This is a genomic window from Pradoshia sp. Z5_111 (assembly GCF_058267535.1).
Genome location: NZ_JBZCPQ010000006.1, coordinates 151,950 through 169,950, shown reverse-complemented (window position 1 = coordinate 169,950; position 18,001 = coordinate 151,950). Strand labels below are relative to the sequence as shown.

The following is an 18,001-nucleotide window of genomic DNA, read 5'->3' as shown; positions in this document are numbered from 1 at the left end:
GGCTAGAAGCTCAGGACATAAGCATGGTCTCTGCAGGAGGGAAGAACGCCTCCTTTCGAGCCCCTGTCTTATGCTCCTCACTTCTGGGCGAGCCGTTTCAGCTTTTCTAGCCTCTCAGCTGCGCTCCAGCTTTTTCTTCTACTGCCATTAGGACTTTGCTGTGGGCTTTGGTTACTTCTTCGTCTGTTAGTGTTTTTTCAGGGTCGAAGTATTTTAGGGAGAAAGCTAATGATTTTTTGCCTTCTTCCATTCTTTCTCCTTCGTATAAGTCGAATAAGTGAACTTCTTTTAATAGTTTGCCGCCAGCTTCTTTGATAATCGTGCTGATTTCTCCCGCTACTGCTTCAGAATCCACAACCAATGCAATATCACGTGTAATAGAAGGGAATCTTGGAATAGCTGTATATTGAATTGGTTCTTGGTCTACATGTAAAAGATCGACTAGAGACAATTCAAATACATAGGTTTCTTTTAAGTCTTCTTTCTTTTCAACTTTCGGATGAACTTGACCTACGAAACCAATTAATTCTCCATCTAAGAACAATTCAGCTGTGCGTCCTGGATGCATACCTTCAACGATCGCTTGTTTCCACTCGATGCGGTTTTCTACGCCAAGCTTGCGGAATAAGCCTTCAAGGATTCCTTTTACAACGAAGAAATCTACTTTCTTCTTCTCTCCCTGCCATAGGTTCGTGTTCCATAGACCCGTTACAGCACCAGCAAGATGCTCTTTTTCTTCTGGAAGCTCTGTATCAGAAGTTTTAAGGAAAATAGCGCCTGTTTCATAAACAGCCATATTTTCATTTTGACGAGCTACATTATGCTTTAACACATCCAGCAAGCCAGGAATCAGGCTCATACGAAGAGTGCTTCTTTCTTCACTCATCGGCATTGCCAAACGAATGCTTTCACGTTGCTCTAATGCATACAGTGCTGCTTTTTCAGCAGATGTTAGAGAATAGGTGATGTTTTGCATTAAACCGGCTTCTTCTAGATAACGGCGTACAACTCGACGCTTCATTTGGTAAGGAGTTAGTACACCAGGCTTAGAAGCACCAACCGGCAATGTTTTTGGAATATTATCGTATCCGTAAAGTCTTGCTACTTCTTCAATAATATCTTCAGGAATCGTAATATCTCCACGGCGTGTCGGTACCGTAATAACAAAGTCTTCTCCATCTACATTCACTTCAAATTGAAGGCGCGTTAGAATATCCTTCACTTCGTTCACAGATAATAACGTACCCAATACTTTATTGATTTTTCCAAGACCAATACTGATTACGGCTTCTTCAATCTTCATCTCATTAAATTCTGCTTGACCTTCAAGCACTGTACCGCCTGCAAGCTCTGCGATTAATTCTGCCGCACGCTCTCCAGCAGCACGAACACGATTTGGATCTACACCTTTTTCAAAGCGGGCGCTTGCTTCTGAACGAAGACCAAAATCTTTGGAGGCTTTGCGGACAGGACCGCCTGCAAAATAGGCTGCTTCCAGTAATACAGTTGTTGTTCCATCAATAACCTCAGAGTTGGCTCCTCCCATCACACCAGCAAGTGCAATAGCTTCTTTGCCATTTGTAATGACTAAATGATCATCGCTAAGCGTACGTTCAGCTTCATCCAATGTAGTGAGCTTTTCACCTTCATGCGCCATACGAACGACAATTTCTTTAGATTGTAAACGATCATAATCGAACGCATGTAATGGCTGACCATATTCAAGTAAAATAAAATTCGTAATGTCGACCACATTATTATGCGGACGGATTCCGCTCTTCATTAATCGGCTTTGCAGCCATAATGGAGATGGACCGACTTTTACATCTTTAATGATTTTCGCGATATAAAGAGGATTTTGCTCAGGTGCCTCCACTTTTATGCTTACATAGTCTTCCGCTTTCTCCGTGCCTGCTTTTACAGTTACTTCTGGTAATTTAACTTCTTTACCCAAAATTGCAGCTACTTCATAAGCAACACCAAGCATACTTAAGCAATCAGAACGGTTTGGTGTTAATCCAAGCTCAAGAATATGATCATCCAGTCCCAGTTGTTCAAGCGCATTTGTGCCAGGAACTACATCTTCAGGGAATACAAAAATACCTGTACTAAATTCTTTTGCCACTACTTTGGCTTCAATGCCCAATTCCTGTAGGGAACAGATCATGCCGTGGGATGCTTCTCCGCGCAGCTTACTCTTTTTGATTTTGAAATTCCCTGGTAAAACAGCTCCTACTTTTGCGACAGGAACTTTTTGTCCTGCTGCCACATTCGGTGCACCGCACACGATTTGAACGGGCTCTTCTTCACCGATATCTACTTTACAAACACTTAATTTATCAGCATTCGGATGCTGTACTTTTTCAAGTACATGTCCGATTACCACGTTTTGGATCACCTCAGCAGGAGATTCTACACCTTCTACTTCGATTCCGCTTCTTGTAATTTTTTCTGCCAACTCATTAGCATTGATTCCATCTAAATCAACATAATCCTGTAACCATCTATATGATACAAACATCTTATTTCCTCCCTCTAATTCTTACTCGTGACGATGAAACTGGCTTCCGAAACGTACATCATTTGTATAGAAATGACGGATATCGTCAACACCGTATTTCAGCATGGCAATCCTTTCAACACCCATACCAAATGCAAATCCAGTGTACTTCTTGGAATCAAATCCTGCCATCTCAAGTACATTCGGGTGAACCATACCTCCGCCCAGAATTTCGATCCAACCTGTTTGTTTACATACTGAACAGCCTTTTCCACCACAAATTTTACAGGAAATATCCATTTCAACTGAAGGCTCTGTGAATGGGAAAAAGCTTGGACGAAGGCGAATTTCACGATCTTCACCAAAGAATTTTTTCGCAAATACTTCAAGAGTTCCATTTAAGTCAGCCATTGTAATGTTCTCATCCACCACAAGACCTTCAATTTGCATAAATTGGTGAGAGTGTGTGGCATCGTCATTATCACGGCGATATACTTTACCAGGACAGATAATTTTAACCGGTCCCTTGCCTTCATGCTTTTCCATTGTACGAGCTTGTACAGGGGATGTATGAGTACGCATTAAGATTTCCTCGGTAATGTAGAAGGAATCCTGCATATCACGGGCAGGATGGCTCTTAGGAAGATTCAATGCTTCGAAATTATAATAATCCTGTTCCACTTCCGGACCTTCAGCCACTGTGTAGCCCATTCCAAGGAATAGGTCTTCTAATTGTTCTTGAATTTTTGTTAAAGGATGGTGATTCCCTTTATTAACAGGAGCTCCAGGAAGAGTGACGTCAATTTTTTCCTTTGCCAATTTTTGATTAACAGCTTCTTCCTCTAATGCGTGCTGCTTTTCTTCAATTGCAGATGCGATCGCTCCTCTTACTTCATTGGCAAGTGCCCCTACCTTTGGACGTTCTTCTGCTGAAAGACTGCCCATTCCTCTCAATACCTCGGTGATAGGTCCTTTTTTGCCAAGGTACGCAACACGGACATCATTCAAGCCTTTGAGGTCAACAGCAATCTGTACTTTTTCCAAGGCTTCCTGCTGCAATGCTTGTAATTTCTCTTGCATAATTAAATCCTCCTATTTGATTTTTGATGAAAACCAATAAATGAAAACAACAAAAAACCCCGTCCCCAAAAAGGGACGAGGTTATCATCGCGGTACCACCCTTGTTAGCGTCCTATTCATTATAGGCTCGCTCGCTTCATTCAATAACGACATTTCTGCCGGCTAACCTTTACACAAACGTTTTGTCTGTGGTCCCGGTTGCAGCTCCGGGGGTGAATTCACTTGTTTGCCTTTTTCCATAAAAACGCTCTCAGTCTCAGGCGTTTTTTTCCTGTAAGGCGGTCAAACAGCTACTTAGTCCCCATCTATGCTTTTCATCATCCAATTTTATTTACTCATTATAATCTATATTGCCCCGAGTTTCAAACGTTCATTTGCTCTTTATTTAAGGCCATACATCAAAATGCCGGCAGCTACTGCCACATTTAATGATTCACTTTTTCCGTATATAGGAATATACACATTTTGATCTGTTTGTTCTAGCAGTTCTTTGCTGACGCCGTTGCCTTCATTGCCGACAAGTATAGCGAACCGATCTGCTTTACTTATCTCTTTATAAGGCTTTGCTCCCTGCAAGGCAGTTCCATAAACCTTCAAACCTGACTGTTTTAATTTCTCCACCCAAGTCTCTAGGCTACCTTTAAAAATTGGGATATGAAACAGGCTTCCCTGTGTGGAGCGAACTACCTTTGGACTGTATGCATCTGCGCACCCGTCCCCGAGTATAACGGCATCAAAGCCCGCAGCATCTGCTGTACGTATCATGGTTCCGATATTCCCTGGATCCTGCACACGATCAATTAATAATACAGTTGAAATGTCCGCTCCTAACCCAGGGAAAGTCGGCTTCCTGCAAGCCGCTGCAACTCCCTGTGGTGTGTCAGTATCCGCGATTGCTTTAAAAATGTCTTTATGTACGGTAAACAGATCAATGCCTTCAAGCTCCCACTTTAAAGGTAAATCAGTACCTTCCTTCACAATCAGTTCTTCCACTAATCCATGCATAAGAGCTTCCTCTACTAAATGAAAACCTTCCACTAGGAAAAGACCGCTTTTATCCCTGTCCTTCTTTGTCAAAAGCTTCTTCCATTGCTTTACACGTGCATTTTGCATTGATTCAATATATTTCAATATAAGTCACCCTCTTATCAAACGTTCTTTCATTATATCCCAAATTTAATACATAGAAAAAGGAAAGAAAAGCAAAACTAAGTATGAGACCAAAATTGGAGGGAATATCCATGAATTTAAATCTTAGAAATGCCATTATCCATAATGTAACAGGCAATACTCAGGATGAACTGGAAGCCACTATTGTAGATGCCATCCAAAGCGGTGAAGAAAAAATGCTGCCGGGCCTTGGTGTATTATTTGAGCTTATTTGGCAAAAAGCCTCTGAAAGCGAAAAGGACGAGATGCTCCATCTTTTAGAAAGTGCACTCAGCAAATAACAAAGAACGATGACGGAGTTATTCTCCATCATCGTTTTTATTTTGCATTCAATCAAACGTAATCTTATCCACCGTTTCCCGGTTCAGACGTTTAACCAATTCTACAATAAGGTTAACCGTATTTTCATAATCATCACGATTTAATATCCCCGCATTAGAATGGATATAACGAGTTGGAATCGTAATCGCGATAGAAGGTACACCCGTACCGCTGACATGGAATGATCCGGCATCTGTTCCGCCGCCAGGTATATGATCAAATTGATACGGTATATTCATTTCTTCTGCCACACCGACAATAAAGTCCCTCAAGCCTTTATGAGTCACCAGGCTTGCATCATATAACACCAGTCCCGGACCGTCTCCCGCTTTTGTTAAACCGTCCTTTTCAGATAATCCCGGTGTATCAATTGCCACTCCAACATCTACAGCAATCGCAATATCAGGCTGTACATAATTAGCCGCTGTTTTAGCGCCGCGCAGCCCAACCTCTTCCTGAACAGTTCCTACGCTGAATACGGTATTCGGATGGTTTTCATCTTTCAGGCGTTTTAATACCTCTATTGCCACCGCACATCCAATTCGGTTATCCCATGCTTTGGCCATTAACATTTTTTCGTTTTTAAGTACCGTAAATTCGGAGTACGGTGTCACCATATCTCCTGGACGAATTCCCCATTCAAGTACTTCATCCCGGCTTGTGGCTCCGATATCAATGAACATATTTTTGACATCTGCCGGTTTCTTTCTCGCTTCCGGAGTAAGGATATGAGGCGGTGAAGATCCGATTAATCCCGTAATTTGCTCGCCCCCCGAAGTAGTTATTGTAACACGCTGAGAAAGCATAACCTGTGACCACCAGCCACCAATCGTTTGAAAAAAGAGGAAGCCTTTGTCATCAATCCGGGTAACCATAAAACCCACTTCATCAAGGTGTCCGGCAATCATAATGCGCGGTCCTTTTTCTTCTCCTGTTTTCTCAGCAATCAAACTCCCGATTCCATCAAATGAAAGGCTATCAGCATATGGCTCAATTAGCCTTCTCATAACCTTTCTTGGTTCTCCTTCATTACCTGCAATGCCATTAACATCTGTTAGCTCCTTCAGCATAGAAAGCGTATCATCTAGATGTTTCATAAAAAGAGCCTCCTTAACTATGTATATCATTCTTTATAGTATATGTATTATTTCCCTTTACTATCAAATAATCGAAAGACCATTATAAATCAGCCGGAAGACTTCCGTTAATATTCACTTCTAATATAGTCTGACCATGGAACTGGTTCATTCCATTAAATATGGCCACTCCTCCTGTCTCCCAACCGGTCTTCAGTAAACTGAATAGAACTTCATTCTATTAACCATCTAAAAAAGCCTGCAAAACTTATCTATACAAATAAGTTTAACAGACTAATGTTAAGTATGACCAAAAAACTGACTCCACTTAATAATGACCTTCTTTTCTCGAAGGAAAAAGAGCAAGATAATCAACGCTGAAATGATAATCAGCATCATCGTTGGAGAAAACTTTGCAATCGAATGTCCAAATACCGTATAAAAAAATGCTAAGGGAATATTGGACCAAAAAACGGCTTTTGCGTAATCCGTAAAGGTTTTGCTGTTGCCGATTAAATAAAAATTCAGGAGATGGAAATGTATAAACGGAATAAGCCTTAGGATACTCGCCTGCTTTACATTTATTCTTCCTCCGAACTTCAATGTACGCTCATCTAACTTTTCAAGCTTATGCTGTAATTTCGGCATTTTAATAATCATAAAGTAAAAAATAATCGATGATAGCCAGAGACCTAATAAAGATAATAATGTGCCGAATACAGCACCAAACATAATCCCGCCCGCCATACAAACAACAGCTACCGGAATAAAAATATATTGCCTTACTATATGGAAAACCACAAAGACAAGAGGTGACCAAAAACCACCTGCCTCAATAAAAGCGAGCAACATGGTAAAATCATAATCCATACTCACACCCCATTTTGCCTTTCTACGTTGTTAAAACTTGGCTTATTTATTAATATATGTTCATTTGCTTAATTATGACTGTATGGTTGATAAAAGAATAGCTGCAATGATTACGTCCACGATTGCTAATAATGGAAAGCCAGCCACAAAAGCTTTATGCTTTGTTTTATGCCTGAATAGCTGCATACCTGCTGTCCCGCCAATAGCTCCTCCAGCAAGAGCCAGAATCCACAATGTTTTCTCGCTTATGCGATATCGATTATGTTGAGCTCTGTTTTTATCCAGTTTCATAACAAGAAGTAAGGTTAAATTGACTAGTATAAAATAACCAATGATAAGCTCTTTCATATTCCCCTCTCCTCCCATAACAAAAGGCGCCCCCAATCACTTGAGAAGCGCCTCTATTATTATTTATTAAGTTCTTTTTTAGCTGTTTCTGCTAATTGAGCAAATGCTGCTGCATCGCTAACTGCAAGCTCAGCAAGCATTTTGCGGTTTACTTCGATACCAGCAAGTTTCAAACCGTGCATTAAACGGCTGTAAGAAAGACCGTTGATGCGAGCTGCTGCATTGATACGAGTAATCCATAATTTACGGAAGTCGCGTTTCTTTTGGCGACGATCGCGGAATGCATATTGCAAGGATTTCATTACTTGCTGATTAGCAACTTTGTATAATGTATGTTTTGAACCGAAATAACCTTTAGCTAGCTTTAATACTTTTTTACGACGTTTGCGCGTCACTGTACCGCCTTTAACACGTGGCATATCTAATTCCTCCTAAAATTGAGCGTTCTCAATTACTTGATATTGTCTAATAGATGACGAATGCGTTTGAAATCTCCGGAACTAACCATTCCACTTTTACGTAATTTACGTTTTGCTTTAGTAGATTTGTTAGCGAATAAGTGGCTTGTGTAAGCGTGGCTGCGCTTAAGCTTACCAGAACCAGTTTTTTTGAATCGCTTTGCAGCGCCTCTGTGAGTTTTCATTTTTGGCATGGGAAATTTCCTCCTCGAAACATTACTTTTCGTTTTTCGGTGCTAAAATCAAGAACATGCTGCGTCCGTCCATTTTTGGCGCTGTTTCCACAGTAGCCACTTCTTTACATTCCTCTGCAAAGCGAACTAATACGCGCTGCCCGATTTCTTTATGGGTAATAGCCCGTCCTTTAAATCGAATGCTTGCTTTTACCTTATCTCCTTTTTCAAGGAACTTAATGGCATTGCGAAGCTTCGTATTAAAGTCATGCTCGTCGATAGTTGGGCTTAAACGAACCTCTTTTAAACTAATCGTTTTTTGATTTTTTCTAGCTTCTTTATCCTTCTTCTGTTGCTCGAAACGGAACTTACCATAGTCCATAATACGGGCGACAGGAGGCTTTGCGTTCGGTGCAACCAGCACAAGATCCAAATTCACGCGTGTAGCAATTTCTAATGCCTCAACGCGGGATTTAATTCCAAGCTGCTCACCATTTTGATCAACTAGACGTACTTCTCGGGCACGAATGCCTTCATTTAAGATCAAGTCTTGTTTGCTAATAATAAGCCACCTCCAAGATTTTCTAGCAAATACTACTTCACATGCTTTTTAAACATATAAAAAAGGCCGGTGCATGCACACCCGCCCATAAAAAGACATACCGTCTGATTATATCAATTGAACCAGTTAACTACTCTTAAAAGAGTGTTATACAGGTGAGAAGCGGGTGCTTCTGCTTTATAATGTGTCGTATTTGATTTGCTCACTAAAAATCATTTTAACATGTTTCGCTGTATAATGTCAATAGAAGCTCATTCGTAATGACAACAAAAGTTATTTTATCAAATAATGTACCTGGTGGCAAGAGGTTTTTGAAGAAAGATTAAAAAGATGTAACTTACTTCACCTATAAATAGAAGGGATTCAAAAAGGAACCTATCCACATTCGAATAGGTTCCTAACTATAAGAAGTTATTTCAATTCACCTTTAATCATATTCAAGAACTCATCAAATGGCATAGTCTCTGATTTCTGTTCTCCATACTTACGTACGTTAACATTACCATTTTCTTGTTCTTGATCTCCCACCACAAGCATGTAAGGGATTTTTAGCATTTGAGCTTCACGAATCTTATAGCCCATTTTTTCATCGCGTAGGTCTACTTCTACACGTAAACCTGCACGTTGAAGGCTCGCTTCAATTTCTTTTGCATAATCAAGATGAACATCCGGAGATACTGGAATAACCTGAACCTGAACTGGTGCTAACCAAGTAGGGAAGGCTCCTTTGTATTCCTCAATTAAGAACGCAACGAAACGTTCCATAGTTGAAACAACCCCACGGTGAATAACAACTGGGCGATGCTGTTTGCCGTCTTCTCCAACGTACGTAAGATCAAAACGTTCAGGAAGCAAGAAGTCAAGCTGTACTGTGGAAAGAGTCTCATCTTTTCCAAGCGCTGTTTTAACTTGAACATCCAATTTAGGTCCGTAGAAAGCCGCTTCGCCTTCTGCTTCGAAATAGTCAAGACCCATCTCATCCATTGCTTCTTTCAGCATGGATTGAGCTCTTTCCCACATTGCATCATCATCAAAGTATTTTTCCTTATCAGCTGGATCACGGTAAGAAAGACGGAAGGAATAGTTCTCCATACCGAAGTCTTTATACACTTCCAGGATTAAAGTAACAACACGCTTGAATTCATCTTTAATTTGGTCAGGGCGTACAAATACGTGAGCATCATTTAATGTCATTCCACGTACCCTTTGCAGACCTGCCAATGCACCAGACATTTCATATCTATGCATCATACCCAATTCAGCAATCCGAATTGGAAGCTCACGATAGCTGTGAATATCGTTTTTATAAATCATCATGTGATGCGGGCAGTTCATTGGACGAAGAACCAACTGTTCATTATCCATGTCCATTACTGGGAACATATTTTCCTGATAGTGATCCCAGTGACCGGATGTTTTATAGAGGTCTACACTGCCCATGATTGGTGTATACACATGGTCATAGCCAAGCTTTTGTTCTTTATCCACAATATAGCGTTCAATGACACGGCGAATCGTTGCACCTTTTGGAAGCCATAGCGGCAGACCTTGTCCAATTAATTGAGAGTTCATGAATAAATCAAGCTCTTTCCCAATTTTACGGTGATCACGTTCTTTCGCTTCTTCTAACAGACGTAAATGCTCGTCCAAATCTTCTTTCTTGAAGAATGCAGTTCCATACACACGTTGAAGCATTTTATTATCGCTGTCTCCACGCCAGTAGGCACCCGCAATATTCAATAGCTTAAATTCTTTAATTTTGCCAGTTGAAGGTACATGAACTCCACGGCAAAGGTCAAAGAATTCACCTTGTTCATAAATCGTTACAGTTTCCTCTTCAGGAATCGCATCAATCAATTCCAGCTTATACTCATCGCCAATTTCTTCAAATAGACGCTTCGCTTCAGCACGGCTGACTTCTTTACGGACAATATCAATATTCGCATTAATGATTTTCTTCATTTCTTTTTCGATTAAAGGAAGGTCTTCCGGTGTAATGGATTTCTCTAAATCCATATCATAATAGAAGCCGCCTTCAATTACTGGGCCTACACCAAATTTAACATCTTTATAAATTCGTTTAACTGCCTGTGCCAATAAATGCGCTGTACTGTGGCGCAATACTTCCAGGGCTTCCGGTTGATCCGGAGTCACAATCTCTACTGAAGCATCCTCTGTAATTGGTCGGCGCAAATCATATAATGCTCCGTTTACCTTTCCTGCAATTGCTTTTTTCTTTAATCCAGAACTAATGGAAGAAGCAATTTGCTCAGTTGTAATTCCAGATTCAAATTCCTTTACCGCGCCATCTGGAAATGTAATTTTGATCATTTCAGCCATGTGAGCCACTCCTTTTTCTACATAATAAAAAGCCCGTCCCTAATAAATTAAGGGACGAGCTATTGTATACTAAATAAACCCGCGGTTCCACCCAAATTCCGGTACTGATATTTCAGCTTTTCCGGCACTTGTATCTTTTAACGGAGTTCCCGTCAGCCAATAATCACCCAAATATGTTTTCCTGGCTGAAGTTCAAAGGCGGTAAGCATTTCAAGTCTATGAGGAAGCTTGCAGCCACTGGCTTCCCTCTCTGTTCACAGCTTTTTAAACACTCATGTCCTTATCGTAACCTATCGATTATAAACTTGTATGTAGGTTATTATAAAAGCTTATGAGGACAAAAGCAAGTTACTTTCTATTCTTTTATCATTATGAACGCTCTTCTACCTTTTTAACCTGTTCATGGAAGTAACTGATTCGGAACAAAAGGATTCTTTCCTCGAAAATTTTCCTCAATGTAGTGATTACACGATTATCCTCATCATCCGCATAAATATGAATTCGTTTCGGTGCTAAGGAAACCAGCGGTGCAATGGTATTTGAATCAATAAACATAGGATTCTCAGCCATCAATTTACGGTCGATTACTTTAAGAATATCTTGTTTTGAAATCAGCTCAAAATATCGATTATAAAATTGAAATTCTTCATGATAAACTAAATGAATTTCATCAACCTGCGGATTCCGCTCCTCAATCAATCGTCTTAGCACGGAGATAAATTCCTGATAATCCTGCTCAAGCTTATACTCATCAATCGCAAATCCCACTAATGTAACAAGCGATTCATGGATATCCCTTAAACGAAAATTCCATAATGATCGAAACGAAAAATCAATTCTTTGTTTAACTACTTCCTGCAGGAGATACTTGACTTGTTTTTTTAATTGTTCTGACAGGTGTTGGCTACCACTATAGGCAGCTTCACCATCCCACATAAGCAATGCGATTTCTGCAATCTGGCTAATTTCATCTTCATCCTCATATAAAAAGCGTTCCCGAATCACATCCCGAATTTTGCATTCCAGATGATAGGTAGAGAAAAATGTATATAAAGCATCAATGAGTGCGTGACAAAAAATTTCCTCCTGATCCGGGTCCCAAAGAAAGGAGACAGACTTTTGGCCATCCTTATGAACAGAATGAATTGCCTGTCGGATAAAAAAATCGCTGTTCTTAAATCGAACATGCCAATTAGCCTGTTCTTCCTGTGAATCAAAATACATCGTAAGCAACCCTATCCCTCCAGACTATCGGAACTCCTAGTTTTATGTATATGGGACATGGCAATCCTTTAGAATGGATGGATAAAATTAGATTTAAAATAAAAGTATCATGGCAGACTGTACAGGACCGCTATATTATTGCCTGCATATCAAATGAATCTCATTCCGTTTCTTTCATGCAGGACTGTTTGCTTATTAAAAAAATGAGATATCTAAAAAGAGGCAGTCCCTTCATGCGGGCTGCCTCTTCGCCAAACCTTTTATTCTCTTTAATCTCTTCGATTTTTTCCGTCCATTTCAATTGGCTCCGTTAAATTACGGACTCTCTCCATGATTCGTTTTCCTTTAACCAGTTCCTCATCTCCACGCTGAGAATACGTGAAATGATGTTCCAATTGTTTCAAATTAAAATTGGAGGTGAAAAAGGTTGGAAGATTTTCATGCATTCGGTATTGGAGTATCGGCCCCAGTACATCATCACGCGACCAGGCACTCATCGTTTCAGCTCCAATATCATCAATCATTAAAATAGGAACTTCCTTTAGGGCATCCACCTTTTGGTTATAGGAATTTTCCGCGAAGGACCCTTTTAATTCTCTTAAATATTCAGGCCAATACACAATATGTGATGAAACACCCTCTTCAGAAAGTGCGTTGGCGATTGCGCCAAGTAAATAGGTTTTACCTACCCCAAATTCACCGTATAAATAGAGCCCTTTATGACCAGCACCATTTATATATGAGTCAACAAAATTCTTTGCCTTTTCGACTGCCTCCACACGTGCTTCGGTCGTATACTCATCCCAAATCAAATTAGAAAAAGAAGCCTCCACAATTTCTTTTGGTACATGGCTGGCACGAATCAGCTTACGTAATCGATTCTTCTCTTCCTGCCTGCGTTTTTTATGACAGGGTTCATACCGTACATCAATCCGTTTCCCCTGAATAAACAAGTGTGGATGATGACCCTGAAGGAGATTTTTACATTCAGATAAAGAAGGACATTCGTCACATGTCTTCGTTTGCGTGGAGAACTCGTAGAGCTTATTCATGCTCTTTTCAATCATGTCGCTTGTCAGCTGACTGCTATGTTCATTTATGAATAGACGGACATCAGGATCTTTTAAAACGATATTTCTCATTTCATCCAATCTTTGCTGAAAGTTTTCACGCTTCCCGAGCTGATTCAGTGCATCCTGTATATTTTTCATCCTTATACACCTCCTGTTTATTTAGAATTTTCATTTTGCAATTTTTCCTTGAGCTTTCTTACACGCTCAGCAATTTCGGTGGATTGAGCAACCGGCTCTTTCTTCTTCGTTTCATCCAGCCAATCAGGAACGATTTCCTTCCTCGCATTGCCTGTTGTACGGCGTGTTGATTTATTTGTTTTCGTCTTTTTTTCATTAGCCCAGGTTTGGTATTTCTTATGCTCACTCAAAGCCATCTCATAGGCTTCCCGTACTGTGGTGATATTTTTCCTCGCCCAGTGCGAAGCAATTGTCTCCACATAGTTTGATTGCAATTTCATATCTGATTTTAACATGACATAGTGCAGAAGGACATTAACGACTCCAGGAGGAAGCTTTTGATTGACCATGACCTTTTCTACAAGTGCCAGATCATTGTCGGAGGGCATTGCACCTTGCGAAAGGCTGACTAAAAACTCCAATGGAGAGGTTGTTTCAAAGGTATACAGTAAATGCTCCTCTGGTGTTTTAGGTTCTATAATTGTACGTTCATATTCAGGTTGTTTCTGTTCAATCAATGTCGGCATTTCTTCACCATGATTGATGTGGAAAAACTCTCTTGCACATTTTCTGAGTTCGTCTATATCAATTTCATTATGTTGATTTTGACAACGCAAAATCAACTTGCTCATATCCATTACATTAATTTTATATAAATACGACAGCATCGCGATGGATTCCATCACATTTGGAGTAAACGCTTTTCTCGATATAAAGCTGTTTTTAGCCGTTGCAAATAATAACTCGAAATCAAATTGCTCCATTAAATTATGGCTATATCCCTGTGGGTCTTTTGAGAAGAATTGCATGCTTTGATCAGTTTCCGTGCTGATGATTTCTTTTGGATTGCGAAATTCGGATGCAAATACCTCATTGAAAGATTGAGTTATCTCCTCATAATCATCAGGAATACGTTTATCCGCAAACATCGTGAGCAGTCGTTCGTAATGTCTCTCTTCAAGTTTTTGCTTCAGATAAATAGGCAGCAAATCATCATGGAAAAATTTATCCGGACTTAAAGGACAAAGAATCTCGTAAATAAAAACATTACCTTCCGGAGTTGCTTTTTTATATGTTTTTAATAAACCAATTCCTTCAAGCCTTTTACGGTATTGAAATATCTCGTCCAAAGGTAAACCAAGTACGTCCATTAACCAACGATGTGTCGTTTGCCTGGAATACATGTTACCTGTATTGACTTCGTTTAATAAGGTCATATACAAAGAAACAGCCAATCCTCCTACAAGTGGCTGATATAAATATTGAATTGATTTATGGTCCATTTCTGATAGCTTTTCTTTATATAGTACAACATATCTGTCTTTAGGATTTACAAACTTCCATGAAAATTGCATTGTCTACAAACCTTTCGTACTTCGGGTTTTTATAGTTGAAAAAAGAGCTAAAGAAACTGTCTTCAGCTCTACTTAATCCTCTTTTTTCATTAGTTCTTTCAATTCGTCAATAAAAACATTTATATCCTTAAATTGACGGTACACAGAAGCGAAACGGACATAGGCCACTTCATCCACCTCAGCCAGCCTATCCATAACCATTTCACCTATTAAATCACTTTTTATTTCAGAAAATCCTTGATTTCTTATTTCTTTTTCAACATCAGTTGCAATCTCTTCCAGTTCTTTAAGAGCAACATGACGCTTTTCACAAGCTCGGATTAAACCTCTTAGGATTTTTTCTCTGCTATATTCTTCCCGTGCACCATCTTTTTTTACCACAATTAGCGGAATTTCTTCTACCTTTTCAAATGTAGTAAAACGATAACTACAGGATTCACATTCTCTTCTTCTACGTATTGAACGTCCTTCATCCGCAGGGCGGGAATCCAGCACTCTTGTCCCATTATGTTGGCAAGTTGGACATATCATAGATTAGCACCGTCCTTTTCTATAGTTCTATCTTATTAAAACAAATCGAATAGGACAAGTCTGTTTGCATAAAATGCTATTTTTTATCCACTATATAGCCAATACTTTTGGAGGAAAGTAAACAATGGGAGAAGTAAAAGTTGTTTTCCATAAAAAAAGAGATGCAGATGTACTGCACCCCAAAAGTTAGAGTTTGAATCTAACTTTATGAGGGTCACCACAAGAGACATCTCTTTTTATCTTTTTTATTTATAATGCTTTAGCAAGAACATGGCTGACAGCAACAGGACCCATGCCTCGCGGGATTTCAATATGTTCCCTAACCTGAGCGTTTAAGGCTTCAGCTATAAAATCAGCAGCCACATTAGGATCTAAGTCACCGCATGTATATACATCAATACTCGCATAACCATGTTCCGGAAAACTATGAATGGTTAAATGTGATTCAGATATAATGACTACTCCGCTTACTCCCTGTGGCGCAAACTTATGGAAGGCTACTTCTCTAACTTCAGCTCCAGATCGTAAAGCTGCGTCCACAAATATTTGTTCAATCTGATTAACATCGTTCAATTTAGATAAATCACAGCCCCATAATTCAGAAATGACATGACGACCTATTGTATGCATGTTCAATTCCCCCTTTAGCATTTAAACGAATTTTAATTATCTTCGTTTCTGGCCTTTACTACCACGGGGGAAAGTTAGTCCTGAGAGGTCCTAACCCTTTAAGTAGTACTGCCAGGATGATGAAGTTTACGACATTTAGTATATATGGTTTATTTTTCAAATGCAATCATACAATTCAATATTAGTTAATAATTACCACCAAATGTACAGCATTTGTTTTTCTTAGTTTATTCTAGTTTATGAATCAAAGAACGGCCTGAACCGCCTTTTTTTAAGAAAGACGGCCAGACCGTAAAAGGTATTATTTATTATGCTTAACTCACTTTCACTTTATCCTCTTGAAGAAGGCGGGCCACATGGTTTACTAATTCTACCACTCTGCATGAGTATCCCCACTCATTATCATACCAGGCAAGCACTTTTACTTTATTTGCACCAATCACCATAGTAGAAAGTGCATCTACAATAGCCGAATGCGGATTTGTATTAAAATCGATAGAAACAAGTGGCTCTGTGCTGTATTGGATAATACCAGCCATTGATCCTTCAGCTGCTGTTTTAAACGCTTGATTGATTTCATTAATAGTCACTTCTCTTTTAAGATCTACTACCAAATCAACTAAAGAAACGTTTGGAGTTGGTACTCTCAACGCAATTCCATGGAGTTTTCCTTTCAAATGAGGAAGCACCAGCGAGAGTGCTTTGGCTGCTCCAGTTGTAGTAGGTATGATACTTTGTGCACAGGCACGGGCTCTGCGTAAATCCTTATGCGGATTATCGATATTGTTCTGATCATTTGTATAGGCATGAACGGTTGTCATAAGACCATTGTCAATTCCAAATTGTTCATCGAGTACTTTTACAACAGGAGCGAGGCAGTTAGTTGTGCAGGATGCATTCGAAATTATAAGGTGCTTATTAATATCTAACTTATCCTCGTTAACACCCATTACAATCGTGACATCCTCATTCTTCCCAGGAGCTGTTAAAACGACCCGTTTTGCACCCGCATTTAAATGAAGAGCTGCTTGATCACGATGATTAAATTTCCCAGTTGCTTCGATTACGATATCAATCCCAAGATTTTTCCAGGGCAGGAATTCAGGATTGCGATTATTTAGCAAAAGAACTTTTTTACCATTTATCAATAAATGATCATCCATAGCATGTACATCACCATTAAATGGACCATGATTCGTATCATATTTAATTAAATGTGCTAATGTTTCAGAAGGATAACTAGCATTAATGGCTACGATTTCAAGATGCTCATCCAATATTGCTTTTCGGAAAACCATTCTGCCAATTCGGCCAAACCCATTGATAGCAACTCTTGCACTCATTTAACTTCCTCCTATATATAAGTTATACTTATTATAAAAATGATGTAATTAGTATAACACATTGAACAAAATGCTGCATGGTTTAAATACCTAAATTATCCAAATTAAATAAAATTATATACAAAAAAGACTATCCAAGGGTCGTTATCCCTCAGATAGCCTTGCTATTGGTTATACATTTAATTTTTTAATCAAAGCAATGAGTTGCTCTTCCGTCTCAAAAAATTCTCCGTTATTGTCAACAATATAATCGGCCAATTCTTTCTTATCATCAATCGGCATTTGTGCTCGTATTCTTGCGAGTGCTTCTTCCTCAGTAAAATGATCCCGCGCCATTAATCTCTTTAATTGGATTTCGGGCTTCACATACACAAGAATAATACCCTCTACCATATGCGTCAAATTACTTTCAAACAATAGAGGAATGTCCATGAAAACGAGTTCTTTCCCCTGGTGTAATGCTTTCTCCGTTTCTTCCATCATCCATTTCCTGACTGCCGGATGAACAATTCCATTTAATAATTGCCGTTTTTCAGAGTTTGAAAATACGATGGAACCTAATTTTTTCCGGTCTAATGTCCCATCAGGTAAACAAATATCCTGACCAAATACATTTTTAATTTCCTCTAATGCTGGCATACCAGGCTCGACGACTTTTCTTGCTGCGATATCTGCATCAATAACAGGGTAACCCTTGGAAATGAGCCATTTGCTGACGCTGCTCTTTCCACTGGCAATCCCTCCTGTAACTCCGATTATTTTCCCCATAA

Annotated in this window: 18 protein-coding genes and 1 other annotated feature; of the genes, 1 reads left to right on the top strand and 17 read right to left on the bottom strand. The window is 39.5% G+C overall.

The window, feature by feature from the left end; translation table 11 throughout:
* Positions 1-106 precede the first annotated feature (106 nt).
* The 3 genes from pheT to AC4D4A_RS14000 form a co-directional block, all read right to left on the bottom strand.
* On the bottom strand, positions 107-2,521 hold the full coding sequence (gene pheT, locus AC4D4A_RS14010; protein ID WP_490996465.1) for a phenylalanine--tRNA ligase subunit beta: 2,415 nt from the start codon (positions 2,519-2,521) through the stop codon (positions 107-109).
* Positions 2,522-2,542: 21 nt separating this feature from the next.
* The gene (gene pheS, locus AC4D4A_RS14005) at positions 2,543-3,580 is read right to left on the bottom strand and encodes a phenylalanine--tRNA ligase subunit alpha (RefSeq protein WP_490996464.1); all 1,038 of its coding nucleotides are present in this window, start codon (positions 3,578-3,580) and stop codon (positions 2,543-2,545) included.
* A gap of 381 nt (positions 3,581-3,961) precedes the next feature.
* Positions 3,962-4,693 (bottom strand): TrmH family RNA methyltransferase, encoded by a 732-nt coding sequence (locus AC4D4A_RS14000; protein ID WP_490996536.1) that lies wholly within the window; start codon positions 4,691-4,693, stop codon positions 3,962-3,964.
* A gap of 128 nt (positions 4,694-4,821) precedes the next feature.
* On the opposite strand from AC4D4A_RS14000, the gene sspI reads away from it, so the two are divergent.
* Positions 4,822-5,031 (top strand): small acid-soluble spore protein SspI, encoded by a 210-nt coding sequence (gene sspI / locus AC4D4A_RS13995; RefSeq protein WP_066108794.1) that lies wholly within the window; start codon positions 4,822-4,824, stop codon positions 5,029-5,031.
* A gap of 48 nt (positions 5,032-5,079) precedes the next feature.
* Here the strand turns inward: sspI and AC4D4A_RS13990 are convergent, their stop codons facing one another.
* The 14 genes from AC4D4A_RS13990 to coaE all read right to left on the bottom strand — a co-directional run bounded on the left by AC4D4A_RS13990 (position 5,080) and on the right by coaE (position 17,999).
* On the bottom strand, positions 5,080-6,168 hold the full coding sequence (locus tag AC4D4A_RS13990) for a M42 family metallopeptidase (RefSeq protein ID WP_490996463.1): 1,089 nt from the start codon (positions 6,166-6,168) through the stop codon (positions 5,080-5,082).
* A 279-nt stretch (positions 6,169-6,447) separates the two neighbouring features.
* Complete coding sequence (locus AC4D4A_RS13985; RefSeq protein WP_066108799.1) at positions 6,448-7,017, bottom strand: VTT domain-containing protein; 570 nt, start codon at positions 7,015-7,017, stop codon at positions 6,448-6,450.
* Positions 7,018-7,089: 72 nt separating this feature from the next.
* Complete coding sequence (locus tag AC4D4A_RS13980; RefSeq protein WP_490996462.1) at positions 7,090-7,365, bottom strand: DUF1294 domain-containing protein; 276 nt, start codon at positions 7,363-7,365, stop codon at positions 7,090-7,092.
* Positions 7,366-7,424: 59 nt separating this feature from the next.
* Positions 7,425-7,784, bottom strand: a complete 360-nt coding sequence (gene rplT / locus AC4D4A_RS13975) for a 50S ribosomal protein L20 (RefSeq protein WP_066108802.1) — start codon at positions 7,782-7,784, stop codon at positions 7,425-7,427.
* Between the two features lie 32 nt (positions 7,785-7,816).
* Positions 7,817-8,017, bottom strand: coding sequence for a 50S ribosomal protein L35 (gene rpmI / locus AC4D4A_RS13970; protein WP_049669916.1), 201 nt, complete (start codon positions 8,015-8,017; stop codon positions 7,817-7,819).
* A 22-nt stretch (positions 8,018-8,039) separates the two neighbouring features.
* A complete protein-coding gene (gene infC / locus AC4D4A_RS13965) occupies positions 8,040-8,543 on the bottom strand; it encodes a translation initiation factor IF-3 (RefSeq protein ID WP_490996461.1) in 504 nt (167 codons plus the stop codon).
* Between the two features lie 66 nt (positions 8,544-8,609).
* Positions 8,610-8,742, bottom strand: a sequence feature (ribosomal protein L20 leader region).
* Between the two features lie 227 nt (positions 8,743-8,969).
* On the bottom strand, positions 8,970-10,898 hold the full coding sequence (thrS, locus tag AC4D4A_RS13960; RefSeq protein WP_490996460.1) for a threonine--tRNA ligase: 1,929 nt from the start codon (positions 10,896-10,898) through the stop codon (positions 8,970-8,972).
* 369 nt (positions 10,899-11,267) lie between these two features.
* Positions 11,268-12,122, bottom strand: coding sequence for a putative sporulation protein YtxC (locus tag AC4D4A_RS13955; RefSeq protein WP_490996535.1), 855 nt, complete (start codon positions 12,120-12,122; stop codon positions 11,268-11,270).
* Between the two features lie 269 nt (positions 12,123-12,391).
* Complete coding sequence (gene dnaI, locus AC4D4A_RS13950; RefSeq protein WP_490996459.1) at positions 12,392-13,333, bottom strand: primosomal protein DnaI; 942 nt, start codon at positions 13,331-13,333, stop codon at positions 12,392-12,394.
* 17 nt (positions 13,334-13,350) lie between these two features.
* Complete coding sequence (locus AC4D4A_RS13945) at positions 13,351-14,727, bottom strand: replication initiation and membrane attachment family protein (protein WP_490996458.1); 1,377 nt, start codon at positions 14,725-14,727, stop codon at positions 13,351-13,353.
* Positions 14,728-14,799: 72 nt separating this feature from the next.
* A complete protein-coding gene (gene nrdR / locus AC4D4A_RS13940) occupies positions 14,800-15,258 on the bottom strand; it encodes a transcriptional regulator NrdR (protein ID WP_490996457.1) in 459 nt (152 codons plus the stop codon).
* Between the two features lie 249 nt (positions 15,259-15,507).
* The gene (gene speD, locus AC4D4A_RS13935; protein ID WP_066108871.1) at positions 15,508-15,888 is read right to left on the bottom strand and encodes an adenosylmethionine decarboxylase; all 381 of its coding nucleotides are present in this window, start codon (positions 15,886-15,888) and stop codon (positions 15,508-15,510) included.
* Between the two features lie 314 nt (positions 15,889-16,202).
* Positions 16,203-17,231: a glyceraldehyde-3-phosphate dehydrogenase gene (locus AC4D4A_RS13930; RefSeq protein ID WP_490996456.1), complete on the bottom strand. Its 1,029-nt coding sequence runs from the start codon at positions 17,229-17,231 to the stop codon at positions 16,203-16,205.
* A 171-nt stretch (positions 17,232-17,402) separates the two neighbouring features.
* Positions 17,403-17,999, bottom strand: coding sequence for a dephospho-CoA kinase (gene coaE / locus AC4D4A_RS13925; RefSeq protein ID WP_490996455.1), 597 nt, complete (start codon positions 17,997-17,999; stop codon positions 17,403-17,405).
* Positions 18,000-18,001 lie beyond the last annotated feature (2 nt).

What these genes read in the sequence shown, in the direction of transcription:
- sspI (WP_066108794.1), top strand. Translation starts at nt 4,822, where the DNA reads ATGAATTTAAATCTTAGAAATGCCATTATCCATAATGTAACAGGCAAT.
- AC4D4A_RS13955 (WP_490996535.1), bottom strand. Translation starts at nt 12,122, where the DNA reads ATGTATTTTGATTCACAGGAAGAACAGGCTAATTGGCATGTTCGATTT.
- pheS (WP_490996464.1), bottom strand. Translation starts at nt 3,580, where the DNA reads ATGCAAGAGAAATTACAAGCATTGCAGCAGGAAGCCTTGGAAAAAGTA.
- thrS (WP_490996460.1), bottom strand. Translation starts at nt 10,898, where the DNA reads ATGGCTGAAATGATCAAAATTACATTTCCAGATGGCGCGGTAAAGGAA.
- AC4D4A_RS13990 (WP_490996463.1), bottom strand. Translation starts at nt 6,168, where the DNA reads ATGAAACATCTAGATGATACGCTTTCTATGCTGAAGGAGCTAACAGAT.
- AC4D4A_RS13980 (WP_490996462.1), bottom strand. Translation starts at nt 7,365, where the DNA reads ATGAAAGAGCTTATCATTGGTTATTTTATACTAGTCAATTTAACCTTA.
- AC4D4A_RS13930 (WP_490996456.1), bottom strand. Translation starts at nt 17,231, where the DNA reads ATGAGTGCAAGAGTTGCTATCAATGGGTTTGGCCGAATTGGCAGAATG.
- rpmI (WP_049669916.1), bottom strand. Translation starts at nt 8,017, where the DNA reads ATGCCAAAAATGAAAACTCACAGAGGCGCTGCAAAGCGATTCAAAAAA.
- nrdR (WP_490996457.1), bottom strand. Translation starts at nt 15,258, where the DNA reads ATGATATGTCCAACTTGCCAACATAATGGGACAAGAGTGCTGGATTCC.
- AC4D4A_RS14000 (WP_490996536.1), bottom strand. Translation starts at nt 4,693, where the DNA reads ATGCAAAATGCACGTGTAAAGCAATGGAAGAAGCTTTTGACAAAGAAG.
- AC4D4A_RS13945 (WP_490996458.1), bottom strand. Translation starts at nt 14,727, where the DNA reads ATGCAATTTTCATGGAAGTTTGTAAATCCTAAAGACAGATATGTTGTA.
- speD (WP_066108871.1), bottom strand. Translation starts at nt 15,888, where the DNA reads ATGCATACAATAGGTCGTCATGTCATTTCTGAATTATGGGGCTGTGAT.
- coaE (WP_490996455.1), bottom strand. Translation starts at nt 17,999, where the DNA reads ATGGGGAAAATAATCGGAGTTACAGGAGGGATTGCCAGTGGAAAGAGC.
- rplT (WP_066108802.1), bottom strand. Translation starts at nt 7,784, where the DNA reads ATGCCACGTGTTAAAGGCGGTACAGTGACGCGCAAACGTCGTAAAAAA.
- pheT (WP_490996465.1), bottom strand. Translation starts at nt 2,521, where the DNA reads ATGTTTGTATCATATAGATGGTTACAGGATTATGTTGATTTAGATGGA.
- dnaI (WP_490996459.1), bottom strand. Translation starts at nt 13,333, where the DNA reads ATGAAAAATATACAGGATGCACTGAATCAGCTCGGGAAGCGTGAAAAC.
- AC4D4A_RS13985 (WP_066108799.1), bottom strand. Translation starts at nt 7,017, where the DNA reads ATGGATTATGATTTTACCATGTTGCTCGCTTTTATTGAGGCAGGTGGT.